The organism is bacterium (assembly GCA_026708055.1).
GTDB lineage: Bacteria > Actinomycetota > Acidimicrobiia > Acidimicrobiales > CATQHL01 > VXNF01.
In genome coordinates, this window is record JAPOVS010000034.1 from 1 (window position 1) to 16,644 (window position 16,644).

At 71.8% G+C, this 16,644-nt stretch carries 10 protein-coding genes; 1 reads left to right on the forward strand and 9 read right to left on the reverse strand.

Going from position 1 to position 16,644, the window contains the following annotated elements:
- The 9 genes from OXG55_06390 to OXG55_06430 all read right to left on the reverse strand — a co-directional run.
- Nucleotides 1-1,861 (reverse strand): aconitate hydratase (locus tag OXG55_06390; protein ID MCY4102874.1); only part of this gene is annotated, 1,861 nt, incomplete at its 3' end.
- A 146-nt stretch (nt 1,862-2,007) separates the two neighbouring features.
- Nucleotides 2,008-2,832, reverse strand: a complete 825-nt coding sequence (locus tag OXG55_06395; protein MCY4102875.1) for an enoyl-CoA hydratase-related protein — start codon at nt 2,830-2,832, stop codon at nt 2,008-2,010.
- On the reverse strand, nt 2,825-4,693 hold the full coding sequence (locus OXG55_06400; protein ID MCY4102876.1) for a hydantoinase B/oxoprolinase family protein: 1,869 nt from the start codon (nt 4,691-4,693) through the stop codon (nt 2,825-2,827). Before OXG55_06400 ends, OXG55_06395 begins: the two co-directional genes overlap by 8 nt.
- A complete protein-coding gene (locus OXG55_06405; protein MCY4102877.1) occupies nt 4,690-6,738 on the reverse strand; it encodes a hydantoinase/oxoprolinase family protein in 2,049 nt (682 codons plus the stop codon). The genes OXG55_06400 and OXG55_06405 overlap by 4 nt, the downstream gene beginning before the upstream one ends.
- Before the next feature lie 243 nt (nt 6,739-6,981).
- Complete coding sequence (locus OXG55_06410; GenBank protein MCY4102878.1) at nt 6,982-7,614, reverse strand: isochorismatase family protein; 633 nt, start codon at nt 7,612-7,614, stop codon at nt 6,982-6,984.
- Nucleotides 7,615-7,732: 118 nt separating this feature from the next.
- A complete protein-coding gene (locus OXG55_06415; protein MCY4102879.1) occupies nt 7,733-8,608 on the reverse strand; it encodes an isocitrate lyase/PEP mutase family protein in 876 nt (291 codons plus the stop codon).
- 123 nt (nt 8,609-8,731) lie between these two features.
- Nucleotides 8,732-10,771 carry an ABC transporter substrate-binding protein gene (locus OXG55_06420; GenBank protein ID MCY4102880.1) on the reverse strand — a complete coding sequence of 680 codons (2,040 nt, stop codon included), beginning with the start codon at nt 10,769-10,771 and terminating at the stop codon, nt 8,732-8,734.
- Nucleotides 10,772-10,972: 201 nt separating this feature from the next.
- Nucleotides 10,973-12,685 carry an alpha/beta fold hydrolase gene (locus OXG55_06425; protein ID MCY4102881.1) on the reverse strand — a complete coding sequence of 571 codons (1,713 nt, stop codon included), beginning with the start codon at nt 12,683-12,685 and terminating at the stop codon, nt 10,973-10,975.
- A gap of 214 nt (nt 12,686-12,899) precedes the next feature.
- Nucleotides 12,900-14,357, reverse strand: coding sequence for an amidase (locus tag OXG55_06430; GenBank protein ID MCY4102882.1), 1,458 nt, complete (start codon nt 14,355-14,357; stop codon nt 12,900-12,902).
- 205 nt (nt 14,358-14,562) lie between these two features.
- On the opposite strand from OXG55_06430, the gene OXG55_06435 reads away from it, so the two are divergent.
- The gene (locus OXG55_06435; GenBank protein MCY4102883.1) at nt 14,563-16,614 is read left to right on the forward strand and encodes an FAD-dependent oxidoreductase; all 2,052 of its coding nucleotides are present in this window, start codon (nt 14,563-14,565) and stop codon (nt 16,612-16,614) included.
- Nucleotides 16,615-16,644: the final 30 nt, after the last annotated feature.

A 16,644-nucleotide genomic window follows, 5' to 3' on the forward strand; every position in this document is an offset into this window, starting at 1 on the left:
CGTGGCGGACGGCGAAGCGGCGGCCGGTCGTGGCCTCCAGCACGCTTCCGCTCCCGGCGGAGAGCAGCCCGTGTGCGTCCTCGACGACGAGCGTGTGCCCGGCTTCGAGCGCCTCGTACGGTCCCGGACCGGCGAAGGTGAGGGGCAGGACGCCGAAGAGAACGAGGTTCTCGCGGTGTATCCGTGCGTAGGCCAGGGCGATGACCACGCGCAGCCCCAAGGACCGGGGTGCCAGCGCCGCCTGCTCCCGGCTGGAGCCCTGGCCGTAGTTCAGCCCGCCGATCACGGCGTGGTCTCCGGTGGAGCGGGCCCGCTCGGGATAAGTGGGATCGACGCCCTCGAAGGCGAAGTCGCCCAGCCGCTCCACGTTCGACCAGAGCGGCATGGCGCGAGGCCCCGCTGGCAGGATCTCGTCGGTGGAGACGTCGTCGCCCATCTTCAGCAGCACGGGGACCCTCAGCTGCTCCGGCAGCGCCTCGAAACGGGGCAGCGGCGGATGGTTGGCTCCCTTGGCGAGCGGCACCCGGCGGGCCCGCTCGGCGGGCAGGGGAGGCACCAGCAGGTCGTGGTTGGTGAGCCATTCGTCGGGTTCGTCGATGCTTGGTGCCGCCGGTCCGAGCGTCCGCGGGTCGGTGAGGACGCCTGTGAGGGCCGAGGCCGCCGCCGTCTCGGGGCTCACCAGGTACACCCGGTCGTCGGCGGTGCCGGACCGGCCCGGGAAGTTGCGGGGCACGGTGCGCAGGCTGATCCGGCCGGGCGCCGGCGCCTGTCCCATGCCGGGACAGCCGTTGCACCCCGCCTGGTGCAGGCGCGCGCCGGCCGCCAGGAGCGCTGCGATGTGGCCCGCGCGGGCGAGGTTGCCGAGGGCCTCGCGGCTGGCCGGGTTGATGTCGAAGGAGACGCGGTCGTGCACCGTCCGGCCCGCCACGATCGCAGCGGCCACGGCCAGGTCGCGGAAGGCGGGGTTCGCCGACGAGCCGACGTAGGACTGGTGGATCTCGGCGCCGGCGGCCTCGGCGACCGGCACGACGTTGCCGGGGCTCGGCGGCAACGCCACGAGCGGCTCGACGGTACCCAGATCGATCTCGGTCAGGTGGTCGTAGTCGGCGTCGGGCTCGGCGTCGAGCCGGCGCCAGTCCCCGCCGCGGCCCTGGCGGGCGAGGTAGCGGCGCACCTCGTCGTCGGAGCCGAAGATCGAGGTCGTGGCCCCCATCTCGGCCCCCATGTGGGCGATCACGTGGCGGTCCCACACCGACAGCCCGGCCACACCCGGACCGTGGTACTCGATGAGCCGGCCCACCGCACCGTCGGTGCCGTGGCGGCGTAGCATCTCCAGGATCACATCCTTGGCGCTCACCCAGGGACCGAGTCGCCCCACGAGGCGGACACCCCAGATCTCCGGCATCGTCACATGCAGCGGCTCGCCGGCCAGAACGAGCGCGACTGCCAGCCCGCCGGCGCCGATCGCCAGCATCCCGAGAGCGCCCGCTGCGCAGGTGTGGCTGTCCGAGCCGACCAGGCAGGCGCCGGGCCGGCCGAAGGACTGCTGGTGCACGGCGTGGCAGATGCCGTTGCCGGCCCTGCTGAACCAGAGCCCGTAGCGCTCGCAGGCGCTGCGCGTCATGAGGTGATCGGCGGGGTTGCGTTCGTCGGCCTGCAGCAGCAGGTGATCCACGTACCCGACGGCCAGATCCACCTGCGCCCGGTCAACCCCCATGGCCTCGAGTTCGAGCGCGATGAGAGGCCCGACCGAGTCGTCGATGAACACCTGATCAGCAGCGAGGGCGATCTCGGTACCGGCGACCGGTGTTCCGGCGACCAGGTGCGACTCGATGAGTCGGCGTGCGAGCGATCGTCCCATGGACAGGCCCTAGGAGTGTGCCGGACAACCCGTCCGCGAGCGCGAACCGGGCCACCGGAAAGTGGACTCCGGTCCTGGATCGAGTCCAGGGCCGGCTCCCCGTCGGAATGACTGGAGGGAGTCTCGCAGCACTGTTCAGCGGACTCCTAGCGCCCCTGCAGGCCGTAGCGCTCGTCGAATCGCGGATCCCGCGTGCAGCGCACCTGTCGCTCGGCCTCCCGGTCGAGCACCTCGGCGAGCGGGAGGCGCAGCCCGTCGTTGAGGTTCTGCTTCATGGCGACGAGCGCGCCGGGAGCGGCCGAGAGCAGGCGTTCGGCAACCCTCTGGGCGTGGGGGAGCAGCTCGTCGTCGGACACCACCTCCGACACCAACCCGATGCGCTCCGCCTCGGGCGCCTCGACGACTTCGGACAGCAGGTAGAGCTCGCGCGCCTTGGCGGGACCCAGCACCCAGCCCATCGTCGCCGTGCCGCCGAAGTCGCCCGAGAGGCCCACCCTGGCGAACGCCGTCACGAACCGGGCCGATGCCGCGGCGTAGCGCAGGTCGCAGGCGCAGACCAGTGACAGAGCGCCCCCGGCGCACGGGCCGTTGACCGCCGCGATGGTGACGGCGCCCATCTCGTGCAGCAGCAGCGAGGACTCCATGAAGCGCCGCAGCAGAGCGGTGTCGGCCTCCAGGCTCACGCCCCACGGCTCGCCGGTCTCGTCGCGGTCGCCGCCCGCCGAGAATGCCCGGCCGGCGCCGGAAAGGATGACGACCCTCACCGCGGGGTCGCCCGCAACCCGTTCCAGAGTCTCGGTGAGCGCTCCCAGCAGCCCGGTGCTCAGCGCGTTGAGCCGCTCGGGCCGGTTGAGCGTCACATGCGCGATGCCGCCGGCGGTCTCCACCAGGACAGGTTCGGTGCCCTCCTGCGGGGTCGCCGCCCGGCCCCCGGAAGTCCCGGGCCGCTCCGGCGGTGCGGGTTCAGCCACCGAGGTTCGCTCCATGGGCCCTACCGTCGGTGCCGCCGACACCGTCAACCGGGCTGCTCCGGGAGCGGTCCGCCTGGACGGATGCCCGCAACTCCGCCGTTGCGGCCTCGTCTACCTGGAGGTCCCCGGTCAGGGCGACGCCGTAGTGGCGCCGCGCCGCCTCCGGCGACACGAGCCCGCCGCGCACGTCGCGGAGCACTGACTCGACGGGGCGCTGGAGGGGGTCGCCCAGCCCGCCCGCACCCGCGGTGATGAACGCCAGGGAGTCGCCGGCCTCCACGGCCACCACGTCGCACTTGGACGGCAGATCCTCGGTCTCCCCGCCGGCGCGGTGAAGCAGCTTGCGGCTGAGGTCGCCGGGCAGGCCGCCGGCCCATCCCCAGGGCCGGCTCTGCCAGCGGTCGTCCTGGATGGTGATCTCGCCGTCGCTGTCGAAGCGGTACACCTTCTCCACCCCGTTGCCGCCTCGATGGTGCCCAGGCCCGCCGCTGTCGGGGATCGAGCGATACCTCTGCACCGTTACCGGGAAGTAGCTCTCGATGTACTCGGTGGGGATGTTGGTGAACAGCGGCCACCAGGAATGCCCGTCCATGCCGTCGCCCGCCGGGCGGCCGGGAAGCCCCCCGTAGCTGATCTCGCCGAGCTGGAAGTACTCGCCGCGGTCGTCGGTGCCGCTGTAGGTCAGCGCGGGGCTGGACCCGTAGCCCGCGCCGGCGGCGAACTCGGGGGCGCAGAGCGCCAGCACGCCCTGGATGACGTCGAAGTGCCGGGCGAGGGTGATGTTCAGCAGGCCCAGGGGGGCGGGGAACTCGGGACTCACGAGCGAACCGGGCGCCAGGATCACCTCGATCAGGTCGTGGAACCCCTCGTTGAACGAGATCTCGGGGTCGAAGGCCATGATGAGGTAGATCCCCACGAACATCTTGAACATTCCCTCGTGGGTGGCGAGGTTGATGGGGCCGGGCGCCTGGGGATCGGTGCCCGTCCAGTCGAAGTAGGCCTTCTCGCCCTCCCGCCACACCGTGAGTCTCATCTCGAAGGGTCCGTTGCCCTGACCGTCGTCGTCCACCACATCGCCGAAGCTCACCGGTTCGGTGGGGATGTGGCGGGCGATGATGGCGGCCATGGCGTCACGCGTGCGCTGCAGCAGGGCGTCGCAGGCGCGGCGGTAGGTGTCGGCGCCGAATCGGGCGCACAGATCCTGAACCCGCGTGGCGGCCGTACGGCAGGCGGCGACCAGAGCCATGAGATCGGCCTCGTTCATCTCCGGTGTGCGGCTGTTGTTACAGATGATCCGGAGCACGTCGGCGTTCAGGCGGTCCTCGGCGAAGAGCTTCACCGGCGGGATGCGGATGCCCTCGTCCCAGATGGACGTGGCGGTGGCGGCCATGCTGCCGGGCACGGTGCCGCCGCAGTCCAGCACGTGCCCGAACATGGAGGCGTAACCCACCCGTTCGCCGTCGAAGTCGATGGGGGACAGCACCAACCAGTCCGGCGTGTGCTGGATGGCGCCGCCGCACAGGTAGGGGTCGCTCTGCAGGATGACGTCGCCGCTGCGGATCTCGTCACCGAACGTCTCCAGCAGCAGCGGTACGTACGAGCCGAACTGGCCCACGAGCATGTTGCCGGCGGCGTCGGTGACGAGGGGGAACTCGTCGTGCTGCTCGCGGATGATCGGCGACATCGCCGACTGGAGCACCACGGCGTCCATCTCCTCGCGGATGTTCAGGAGCGCGCTCTCGATGATCTCCAGCGTCGCCAGATCGACCGAGGCGTCGGGGTCGCTCACGCGGGCTCCTCGGAGGTGATCAGCAGGTTCGGCATTCGCGTCGTAGGGCCAGCCGACGGCCGTGTGCGTCATGTGAACTCCTCGGGGGTGATCAGCAGGTTCGACCAGGCGTCCGTGACGGCGACGTGGCCGGGAAACACGAACGTGGTCGTGTCGGTCTGGGTGATGATGGCCGGCCCGGAGACCGCGTCGCCCGGCCGCAGGTGGTCGCGCTCGTAGACGCCCGCCTCGGTCCAGCCGCCCTGCTGGTAGACCTGCTCGGTCGAGGCCCGCGCATGATCGCCGTCGCCGCGTACCGCGGCCCGGGGTTTGGGCGCGATGTACGCGGCCGGGCCGCGCGCTTCGACGCGCACGTTGACGATCTCGATCGGGGCATCGGGAATGAACTCATAGAGCCGGTGGTGCTCGGTCCGGAAGATGTCCGCCAGGGCCTCCAGCCGGATGTCGCCACCGCGGTCCACCGGTACGTCGACCTCGATCTCGTAACCCTGGCGGAGGAACCGGAGGTCGCAGGAATGCGCGAGCGTGCCACCGGTGAGGCCCTGGGCGGCCAACCAACCCTCCGCCCGGTCCACCAACTCCCCGAACGCCTCGGCGGCCTCGCTGCGGTCGTCGTCCCGCAGTTCGGTGATCAGCGTGCGGCTGAAGGTGTTGCGATGGCCGACCGTGTGGTAGCCGTATGCGGACAGCACCCCCGGGGCGGGCGGCACCAGCACCGGGAAGCAGCCGAGCAGTGCCGCCAGGGCGTTGCCGTGCAACGGACCGGCACCGCCGAAGGCGACGAGGGCGTAGTCGCGCGGGTCGAGGCCGCGCTCCACCGAGATGATCCGGAGCGCGCCGGCCATCTTCTCGTTGGCGATGTCCACGACGGCCTTTGCGGTCTCCTGCGGGGTCAGTCCGAGGGGGGAGCCGAGCAGGTGCAACGCCCGCTCGGCGGCGTCGCGGTCGAGTGTGATCTCGCCGCCGAGCAGGCCGGCCGGCAACCGGCCCAGGACGAGGTTGGCGTCGGTGACGGTCGGCTCGGCGCCCCCCTGCCCGTAGCACACCGGCCCCGGATCGGCCCCGGCGGAGCGGGGGCCGACGCGCAGGCCGCGCAGCAACTCGGGCACGAAGGCGATCGAGCCGCCCCCGGCGCCGATGCTGCGGACGTCCAGGCTCGGTGACCGGACCGGTAGATCTCCCACGACCGTGTCGCGGGAGATCTGGGCTGTCCCGGCGGTGCAGAGCGAGACGTCGGTGGACGTGCCGCCCATGTCGAGCGTGAGGATGTCGTCGAGACCGCTGGCTGTGGCTACCGCCAGCGCCCCGGCGACCCCGCCCGAGGGGCCCGAGATGATCGTCTCGACCGGCCGGACGGCGGCGGCTTCGCTGGACATCAGCCCGCCGTCGGAGCGGACGATGTTCACGGCGCAGTCCACGCCGTCGGCGCGCAGCCGGTCACCGAAGTCGGCCAGCGAGCGCGACACGGACGGCGAGATGTAGGTGTTGACGACCGCCGTCATGGCCCGCTCGTACTCGCGGTACTCGGGGAGCACCTCGTGCGACAGCGTCACGTGGAGGTCCGGTGCCACCTCCTCGGCGATGCGGCGCACCTCCAACTCGTGTGACGCGTTGGCGTAGCTGTGCAGGAAGACCACGGCGATGGCCTCGACTCCGCGTGCTGCCATGTCGCCGACGGCGCCGCGGGTGGCCTCGACGTCCAGGGGGATCTCGACGGTCCCGTCCGAGCGCACCCGTTCGGGGATCTCTCGGGTCAGCTCGAGGGGCACCAGCGGGTCGGGCTTCACCCAGTTCAACCAGCCGACCAGCGGCCCCGGCGTCTGCGAGCGGGCTAGGTGGAGAATCTGCCCGAACCCTGCCGTCGTCACCAGGCCGATGCGGGCGCCCTGGCGGGTCAGCAGGACGTTCAGAGCGGCCGTCGAGCCGTAGTGCATGGCGACGATGTCGCCGCGGGCGGTGCCGCTGTTCTCGCAGACGCGGGCGATGCCGGCCAGGACCGCCTCGGTGGGATCGGCCGCGGAGGGGGTCTTGGCGATCCACGTGTGCCCGGAGGCGGTGTCCGTCAGGACGAGGTCGGTGAACGTGCCGCCGGCGTCGACCGCGAGCGAGAGGCTCATGGCCTGCCGTCTCGACCCGCGCCGGCGAAGAGACTCATCGGCGATCCTCCGGCAGAAGCAAGCCGAGCGCCGGGAACTGGATTCCGGCCCTGGATTGAGTCCAGGACAGGCTCTTCGCCGGAATGACGAGGCTGGGCAGCGGAGTTGCGAGCGCCGGGAACTGGATTCCGGCCCCGGATCGGGGTCCGGGACATGCCTTCGCCGGAATGACGAGGCTGGGCAGCCGAGTTGCGAGCGGCATGCTCACTGGCTTCCGAGGTCCGCGAGTCTCGCCAGGACGGCGTCCAGATCCACGACATCGCCGTACTTGGCGTCGATGTCGAAGAGGTTGGCGTCGTGGGGCTCGGCGGCGATGTCGGCGACGCACTGGCGGGGAACGATCGTCCGGAAGCCGCTCTGCATCGAGTCGATCGCCGAGGCGCGCACGCACCCGCTCGTCGTACACCCCGCCAGGATCACCGTGTCAACGCCCAGGCCCGTGAGGTACGACGCCACCGTGGTGCCGAAGAAGGCGCTGGCGAAACTCTTGACGACGACCGGCTCGCCGGGTCGGCGCCCGAGGCGCTCGTCGAGTTCGACCGTCTCGCTGCCGGCCACCGCGTACTTCAATGTCGGGCACTTGTCGATGAACCGGCCGGCGTCCCGTGCCGGATCGTCGTAGGCGACAACCGTGTACACGATCGGCACCCCGCGCGAGCGGGCGGCTGCCAGGAGCCTCGCTGTCGCTTCGATGGCGTCGGAGAAGTCGCCCCCACCCGGGATGGACGGATCGACGAAGCAGCGCTGGAAGTCCACGACGACCACGGCGGCGCGGCCGCCGAAGCCGACGCGGCCACCGAGTTCGGCCTGCTCGTAGATCCGGTGCTTGTCCTCCATGCGGATCAGATCTTCTCACGCATCGGCGTGCGAGAAGTTTCCGGGCCAGGAACCGTTCTCTTCGCCCCACCATGGATTCCGGCCTTCCCCGGAATGACCGGCGGGTTCCCTCGCGCCATTACTCCGCAGTGTTCGGGGCGGCGTACCTGCGTTCCGTCTCCCGCCAGTCGTCGAGCCCGACGAACGTGTTGAAGGCGTCGAATCCGGTGAGGAGGTCGCGCAGTTCATCGGGCGAGTCGATCTCCGCGAGTCGTTCGTAGAACCCTGCGGCGGCTCGGTGGACCGCCAGTGCCACGTCGGCGAAGAGGATCCAGGCGAAGCCGAGTTCCTCGAGCAGGCGGCGGGAGACGTGCGGGGTTCTGCCCTCGTAAGCCCAGTTGAACAGCTGCGGCCCGGGCGACTCCGTGGCGATGCGGCGGATCTCGTCGACCGACTCGGGGGCCTCCACGAAGAGCACATCCGCGCCGGCGGACGCGTAGGCGTGCGCCCGCTCGAGGGCGGCGTCGAGGCCCTCGGGCGCACGGGCGTCGGTGCGAGCGATGATCACGAAGTCCTCATCACGGCGGGCGTCGACCGCCGCGGCGATCTTGACGACCATCTCGGCGGTCGGGATCACCGCCTTGTGGGCCATGTGGCCGCAGCGCTTGGGCGTGACCTGGTCCTCGAGGTGCAATCCCGCGGCTCCGGCCGTCTCCAGCGCCCGCACGGTGCGCATCACGTTGAGCGGGTTGCCGTAGCCGCAGTCGGCATCGGCGATCACGGGGCGCTCGACGGCGTCGCAGATCCGGCGCGTGGCCTCGACCGTCTCCGTCATGGTCACGAGGCCGATGTCGGGACCGCCGGTGAGCGCCGCGGCCGACCCGAACCCCGTGACGTGCAGGATCTCGAACCCAGCGGCCTCGGCGGTGCGGGCGGTCAGCGCGTCGTAGGCGCTGACGACCAGCCTGCTGTCGCCGTCGCCGAGCGTGCCGCGCAGCGTCGCGGCAGGTGTCACCGGAGGCTCTCCGCGCCGCGCGGGAGATCCCCTGTGGCACGGCGCCGGGCGCCCCGCGGCGGCACGGCCTCCATGCGCCGGCGGGGCGCTGTGATCAGGTCGCCCGCCCGCGGGGTGCCCCCGTCATGGGGTGACGTCCTGCAGGTAGAGGGCGCCGAGCGGGTTGGGTGCAACGCCGCCGTACTCGCCGAGGTGCACCCACGGCAGCACGGTCTCGACCAGCGGCACGTACGGCACGTCGCTGGCCAGCAACGACTGCATCTTCGACAGCAGGGCGTCCCGGGCCGGCCCGAGGGGCTCGGCCACGATCCGGCCGAGCAGGTCGTCCACCGCCTCGCTGCCGTAGCCCTCGAGCTTGACCGACATCGGTCCGACGGCCAGCAGCAGGAAGTAGGCGACGTCGTTCACCAGCGGCCGGGTTCCGAAGAGCCAGGCCTCCAGTTCGCCGCCGCGGGTTGCGGTGTTGAAGTCGGCCGGCGAGCTGATCAGGTCGATGTTGACGCCGATGCCCACGTCGCGCAGCTGATCCTGGATCAGCACGGCCACCTGCTCGGCGTAGGGCCCCGGACCCGAGCTGGGGTTGATCGACAGCGTGAAGTCGAAGCCGTCGGCCAGCCCCGCCTCGGCGAGCAGCGCCCTCGCCGCCTCCGGGTCGTGGCGGGCCGCCACGTCGGTCGGCGGATCGGGCTGCGGGATCGCCGTCGAGATCGGGTAGAGCCCGGGCTTGCCGAGACCGGCGTACGCCCCGGCGATGAGGGCGTCACGGTCGATGGCCAGCGAGATGGCCTGGCGCACGCGCACGTCGTCGAACGGCGCGAAGCGGGTATTGAGCGACAGCTTGTCCAGGTTCACGTCCAGCCCGGCGATCGGATCGATGCCGTCGCCGCCGGCCGCCACGACGCTCTGGAACAGGTCGAATGTGAGGCCGCCCACGAAGTCCACCTCGCCGGAGCCCACCAGTAGCATGCGGTTGCCGGCGTCGGGCACTGCCCGCATGACCACGTTCTCGATGGCCACGCTGCCGGCGTTCCAGTAGTTCGGGTTCTTGGTGAGACGGATCTCCTCGCCGGGGATCATGGACTCCACCTGGTAGGCGCCGTAGCTGGCCGAGTTGGTGGCCATCCACTCCTGTGCCCACGGGTCCTCGTCGGTGGCGTGGGCCTGCGCCTCGACGCTGTCGATGATGCCCATGCCGTACCAGGTGAGGACCGGCAGCGTGAGTGAGTTGGCCGACGGCGCCACGAGCCGGAAGGTGCGGTCGTCGATCACCTCGATCGGGTTCTCGCGGTCGATGCCGCCGACGCTCAGCAGGAACGGCGTGATGAAGTCGGTCTCCAGGCCTCGCTGGAAGGTCCACAGCACGTCCGAGGCCGTCGCATGGTTGCCTGCCGGGCTGAGCGCCTCGCGCAGCGTGAAGACATAGCTGCCGCTGTCCTCCTGCGTCCAGGATTCGGCCAGTTCGGGCTGCAGGTCGGCCGGACCCTGCAATGCCGTGGCCCCGGCGGGCAGCGGCACGTAGCGCACCAGCGTGCTCACCACGCTCTGGGTGGTCTCCCCGGTCGGCCGGCCCTGGTACACCGCCGGGTCGACGTTGGACGGGACGGCCGGGAAGATCATCGTGAACGTCACCGGCTCGGGTTCCGGCGGGGGAGGTGGCGGCGGTGGCGGGTCGGGCGCGGCTGCGGCCTCAGCCTCTGCTGCCGCCTCCTCGGCTGCGGCCCGGGCCTCCTCGGCCTCGGCCCGGGCCTCCTCGGCCTCGGCTTGGGCGGCTGCGGCCTCGGCTTGGGCGGCTGCGGCCTCGGCCTGGGCGGCTGCGGCCGCGTCCTGCGCCTCCGCCAGCGCCGCTCGCGCCGCCTCGACGGCGTCCTCGTTGCCCTCGGCGGTGGCCTGGGCCAACTCGGCGGCGGCGATCGCCTCCTGCGCTCGGGCCGCGGCCGCCGAGGCTTCAGCGTCCGCCGCGGCCGCGGCGGCGTCGGCGGCGGAGGCAGCGCTGTCGGCGGCGGAGGCCTCCGAGCGTGCCGCCTGCGCCTCGGCCAAGGCGTCCGCAGCGGCAGCGGCTGCGGCGTCGGCCTCGCCGGTCTCGGCCTCCGCGCATGCCGCGGCCACGAGCGCGAGCGCGGCTGCGAGCGCGGCAAGTCGATAGCTGATCTTCCGTGGCCTCATCGGGCAATCTCCCCCTCTGGACGAATGGAAATCGCCGGACACCTTACGCGCTGGCGCCCGGTCGTTCCCGTGGAAGCTCGTGCGCACTGTCGGGCCGTCCGGGCAGCGACCCCGGTGGCGCTCCCGCGGCCTCCGTCCCGTCGTTCCGGCGGAAGCCGGAACCCATCGGTCTGCGACCGGGCTCACCATGACCGGCGGGGCCTACGAGCCGGTCAGGAATTCGTCGTAGAGCGCGGCCGCTCCGGCGATGTCGTCGGGAAGGGCATCCCAGCGGCCGCCGGGGACGAGGCCTGCCGCCTCGGCGCTGTGGGCTTGCAGCGGGTCGTCGGGATGTGCGGCGATCAGCGTCGGAACACCGACCTGCGGGAGGCGGTCGGCGGTCGGGTAGGCGAGCGCGGCCCGGTACGGGAGGTGGTAGGTGTCGAGCCGCTTGGCGACTTCTACGAAGCCGCGGTGGAAGGCCGGCAGTTCGACCATCGGGACCCAGCGGATGCCGTCGCGGGTGCGCCGGAACCACGGCCAGTAGGTGGTGAACGCCCGGCGGAAGTGCCACGCCGCCAGCAGGTGCGTGCCGTCCCAGGTCGGCTCGAACGTGGGGAGGTAGCTGGCCAAGAGCTCGGCGCGGGGCAGGAGGTCGGGCCGGTCGCCGTCATCGAACATGGTGACGCCCTCGAGGATCAGCCGGTGGATTCCGGGGCGAGCCAGGGCGACGTCGGTGGCGATCAGCGCGCCGGTATGCGTGCCGTAGAGGTCGAGTTCGCCGACCTCCAGGACGTCCAGGGCCTCGTTGACGATGGCCGCGAACTCCCCGATGTCGAACGGCCCGTCGCCGGGGGGCGGGTCGGAGTCGCCGTTGCCGGCCGTGTCGAGGGCGATCACAGGACGGTCCCCGGCCAACTCCCGCATCAGGGGTTCCAGCAGTGCCGACGATGTCGGCGAGGCGTGGAGCATGACGAGCGGCCGGCCGGTGCCGGCTGTCCGGCGCACCAGCAGTTGGCCGCTAGTGGTCGTCAGGTAGCCGCGTTCGATGGCTCTCGCCGCCGATGTTCGCGCCGGGATCTGCAGCGAGCGATCGGCACTGCCGGTCGCATCGAAGAGTGCGCGCAACTGCGACCACCGGTCCGGGCCAGGCGGCAGGTCGATCACCGTTCCGTGCCGGCCGGGCGCCGGAATACGCCCGCCGGGCGGCGTGAGCGGGTCGGCGGGGGACGTGACCAGAGTCCATGGGATCTCGAGCCGGCTCAGCGAGCCGGCCGCTGAGTGGGCGAAGGCGGCGCGGAGCCCGTCCCCGTAGCCATCGCCGGCGCGGAGCACGTCGGCGGCTCGGCGTTGCAGCACGCCGGGTGGCGGCTCGTCGGCGTCCAGGCGTGTCTCCGCCCCCGGCCAGTACCACGGCCGGAACAGGGATTGCTCGTGGCACCACCACCAGATGGCGGCGATGTGGGTCCCGTCCCACGACGGGTCGAGCCGGGGACAGAACCGCGCCGCCAACTCGCTCCTCTGCGAGTCTTCCAGGAGGGGGAGTTGGTCGAGGACCACGTCGGCGACCCGCTCGGGGTGCTGGACCGCGACCTCCAGAGCGACCTGTGCCCCGGTACCGGTGCCGTAGAGATGGCAGCGGTCGATGCCCAGGGCGCCGAGGTTCTCCGCCACGGCGTCGGCGTAGTCACCGAGGGTGGGGGGGCCGCCCAGGGAGTGCGAGTTGCCACAGCCGGGGAGATCCAACACGACGACCGTGAACTCGCCGGCCAGCGCCTCCGCGAGGGGGGCCAGCGATCCCGCCGACCACGGGAAGGATGGCAGGAGCACCACGACCGGCCCCGATCCGCTGCGCAGGTAGTGGAACTCCCGGCCGGCCACGTCGGCGAAGTGCCGGGACAGACCGCTGGGATGTGACGCCGCGCCCTCTGTCACGGGCGGACCGCCGGGTCGGGCCGGAAGCGGCTCGGGACTCCGTGGGCATCGGGTGTCGCTCCGGCTGAGAGCCTGCGGCGCGCTCGGCTCCGAGAGGGATCGCCTCGCCCGCTCGTCGCCGCGACGGGGGCCGGAAAACACGACGGGGCGCCTCGTCCGGCACCGCCGCCGGCGCGTCCCGTGCTCCCGCCGCGGCGTGCGGGGCCGTCCTCGATCACCGGAGCGCCGGCGGCGGCTCGTAGCCGCCGGTCACGTCGGTGAGGCGCCGGGCGAAGTCGATGGTGCTGCGATCGTGCAGGTACGGGCCGACGATCTGGATGCCGACCGGCAGGCTGTCGGATGCGAGGCCAACCGGGGCGACGGTCGCGGGCAGCCCCGCCATGCTCGCCATGCCCGGCCAGATGATCTGATCCCAGTAGTCGCGGACCTCGCCGTTGACGGTGATCGTCCGGTGGTTGATGTTGGAGTGGTCGTGCGGGATGGCGGTCGTCGGAACCGTGGGGCACAGCAGGATGTCGCAGTCCCTGAAGAAGTCGCGCCAGCGTTCCCGGTAGCCGGCGCGCTCCTCGTCGGCGGCGAGCCAGTCACGGTGCCGGGCGGTGCCGTCGCGCAGGTAGCGGGCGTTGCGCCCGTCGTCGTCGGGTGCCAGTTCCTCGGCCTTCGCTAGGAGGGTGCCGTAGACCCGGTTGGCGAGCCCCGCGGTCGTGGCGGCGTAGAGCAGGCGCTGGTAGGTGCGGTGGGCGTCGGCGAGGGTGAAGTCGGGCCGCAGCCGCGCGTCGATCGCAGCGCCCGCGCTGGCCAGCGCGTCGACGGCGTCGCTGAGGACGGCGCCGACGGCGCTCTCGACGGGGCACGCCGGATCCTCCAGCCACACCGCGACGCGGTAGTCAGCGAGTGCCCGCCCTCGCGGAGGCGGCAACGCCAGGTGCCAGGCGGCGCCGTCGGCCTCGTCGGGACCGGCGAGCACGTCCAGTGCCAGCGCCAAGTCCTCCGCAGCACGTCCCAGCGGCCCGACGACGGCGAGATCCACGGGGCTCAGCGCCCCCGGTGGCGGGGGGATGTGCCCGCGGGTCGGGATGATGCCGAAGCTGGGCTTGTGCCCGTAAATGCCGCAGTAGTGCGCCGGGTTCCGGATCGAACCCCCGATGTCGCTGCCGAGCTCCAGCGCCGTCAGCCCGGCGGTCAGCGCAGCGGCCGAGCCGCCCGACGAACCGCCCGGTGACCGGTCGGTGTTCCACGGGTTGCCGGTCGTGCCGAAGACCACGTTCTCGCTCTGGGCGTCGCCGCCGTAGAGGGGGCAGTTCGTCTTGCCGAACACGATGGCCCCGGCGGCCTTCAGGCGGGCGACGGCGGTCGCGTCCCGATCCGGCACGTGCCCGCCCAGCCAGGGGGCCCCCGCCGTCGTGCGCAGCCCCTCGGTCTCGATGGTGTCCTTGATCGTGATCGGCAATCCGTGCATCGCCCCGGCCGTCTCGCCGCGGGCCAGTGCGGTATCGGCCTCGGCCGCCAGCCGTCGCGCCCGCTCAGCATCCAGCGTCACAACCGCGTTCAGAGCCGGATCGGCTACGTCGATCCGGCTCAGGTAGAGGTCCAGCAACTCCCGGCTCGACACCTCACCGGCCTTGAGCGCGGCCACGAGACGTGCGGCACCTGCGTGCGCCCAGTCGGCCATCGCCCCACGATATGCGCCCGGCGCGCGGAGACCCGGGGTTGAGCACCCTGTGGAGAGCGCCGGAACGTTGCGCCCGGCTACCGCTCAGGCACTGCAGGCCGCGGCCGGCGGGGCGCCGCCACCGCCGCGCGCCGGCGGCCCACGGGTCACCGCGACCACCGCCCGCCGGTGCCTATGGCAGGACCCAACAGCTAGCGTTGCCCGCGTGGCGGCGGAGGAGATGACACCGGACGGCCTGCTCTGGACGCCGCTGCGGATCGGCGCCACGACGGTGAAGAACCGGATCATGCTGTCGCCTCACCGCCAGGCCTACGGCGACGACAACCAGCCCACCGACCGCATGATCGCCTACTACGTCGAGCGGGCCAAGGGTGGTGTGGCGCTGGTCGACGGGGAGTCCACGTCGGTGAGCCGGCGCCTTGCCCGTGCCAGTGCCGAGTCCGGGCCGTCGGGGTGGCGCCTCACCGCCTGGGAGGAGCGGGTGATCCCGGCCTTCGCCCGGCTCGCCGAGGCGCTGCACGCCCACGACTGCAAGATCTTCATGGAGTTCAGCACGTTCGGCGTGAACCAGGGCGCCCGCATCGACTTCGACGACTGGTACCCGGTGCGGGGACCCTCGCGGGTGCCATCGCCGGGTGGTACCGAGATCCCCTGGGAGATGGACCAGGAATACATCGACGAACTCGTGGAGGACTACGGCCGCTCGGCGGCCAACATGAAGCGCGCCAACATCGACGGTGTCGAGGTTCATGCCGCGCACGGCTACCTGCCGATGCAGTTCCTGAGCCCGGCGTTCAACAAGCGCAGCGACCGTTACGGCGGCTCGCCGCGGCGCAACGCGCAGCTCCTCGTCGAGATCGGCGAGAGCATCCGCTCCCAGGTCGGCGACGACTACACGGTCGGCATGCGCTTCTCCTTCGACGAGTACATCGGCGACGCCGGCGTCACCCCCGAACTGGCCGAGGAGTACCTCGACATCTTCGCCGCCACGGGCTTCTATGACTTCTTCAGCATCTCCAGCGGCAGCTACCACAGCTTCCACTACGCCGTGCCGGCCATGGGGTCGGTGCCGCAGGCGTTCCTGGTCGACTACGGGCGGCGCGCCAAGCAGGTCGTCGGCGACCGGGCCAAGATCTTCCTGGCCGGCCGCATCCTGGATCTCGCCACCGCCGAGCGGGTGATCGCCGACGGCGCCGCCGACATGGTGGCGATGGTGCGAGCCCACATGGCCGACCCGTTCCTGATCGCCAAGACGCTCGAGGGCCGGGAGAGCGAGGTGGTCCGGTGCGTGGGTGCCAACGAGTGTCTCGCCACCGGGTTCCGGGGCCGGCGGATGCACTGCGTGATGAACCCGGCGGTCGGCAGGGAGCGACTTTGGGGGGAGGGGACGCTGCAGCCCGCCCCGGTGGCCAAGCGGATCGCCGTGGTCGGTGCGGGCCCGGCCGGTCTGCGTGTGGCCGGCGTGGCGGCCCGGCGTGGCCACCGCGTCACGCTGTTCGAGGAGAACACCGACGTGGGCGGGCATCTGGACCTGTTGAAACGCCTGCCCACCCGCGGCGACTGGCAGAAGATGATCGACAACCTGATGATGGTCGTCGAGGCCAACGGTGTGGAGGTGCGGATCGGCGCCGCTGCCACGGCGGGGGACATCGGCGGCGGCCGGTTCGATGAGATCGTCTGCGCCACGGGTTCGGTCTGGGATCGCAGCGGGTTCTCCGGCGGGCGGGCCGACCGCGCCGGAATCCCCGGAGCCGAGGCACCGAGCGTCCTGGACGTCGCCACCGCCGTGCGCCGGGCGCTCGACGATCCGACCGCGCTGGGGCGCAAGGTCATCATCCTCGACGACTGCGGCGCCTACCTGCCGCTCGGGCTGGCGGAGGTCCTCGGTGGAGCGGGCGTCGACGTGGAGGTCGTCAGCCGCTTCGCCGTCATCGGGCAACACTTGGTGGAGACGCTGGAACTGCCGTGGATGCTGCCGCGGCTGGCCACCGCCGCAGTGACGCTCACACCGAACCACTTCGTGGAGGAGATTCGCGACCGGCAGGTCGAGGTGTACACCACCTGGAACCGCCGGACCCGCCTCGTGGACGACGTCGACGCGGTGGTCCTGGCGATGATGCGCAATCCTCGCGACGAGCTCTACTGCGAACTGCGCGCCAGCGGGGATGTCTCCGTGCACCGCATCGGCGACGCCGTCTCGCCGCGCACCACCTCCGACGCCACCTACGAGGGCGAGAAGCTCGGCAGAGAGCTCTGAGATGTCCGACCGCGCCCGATCCCGCAGTCG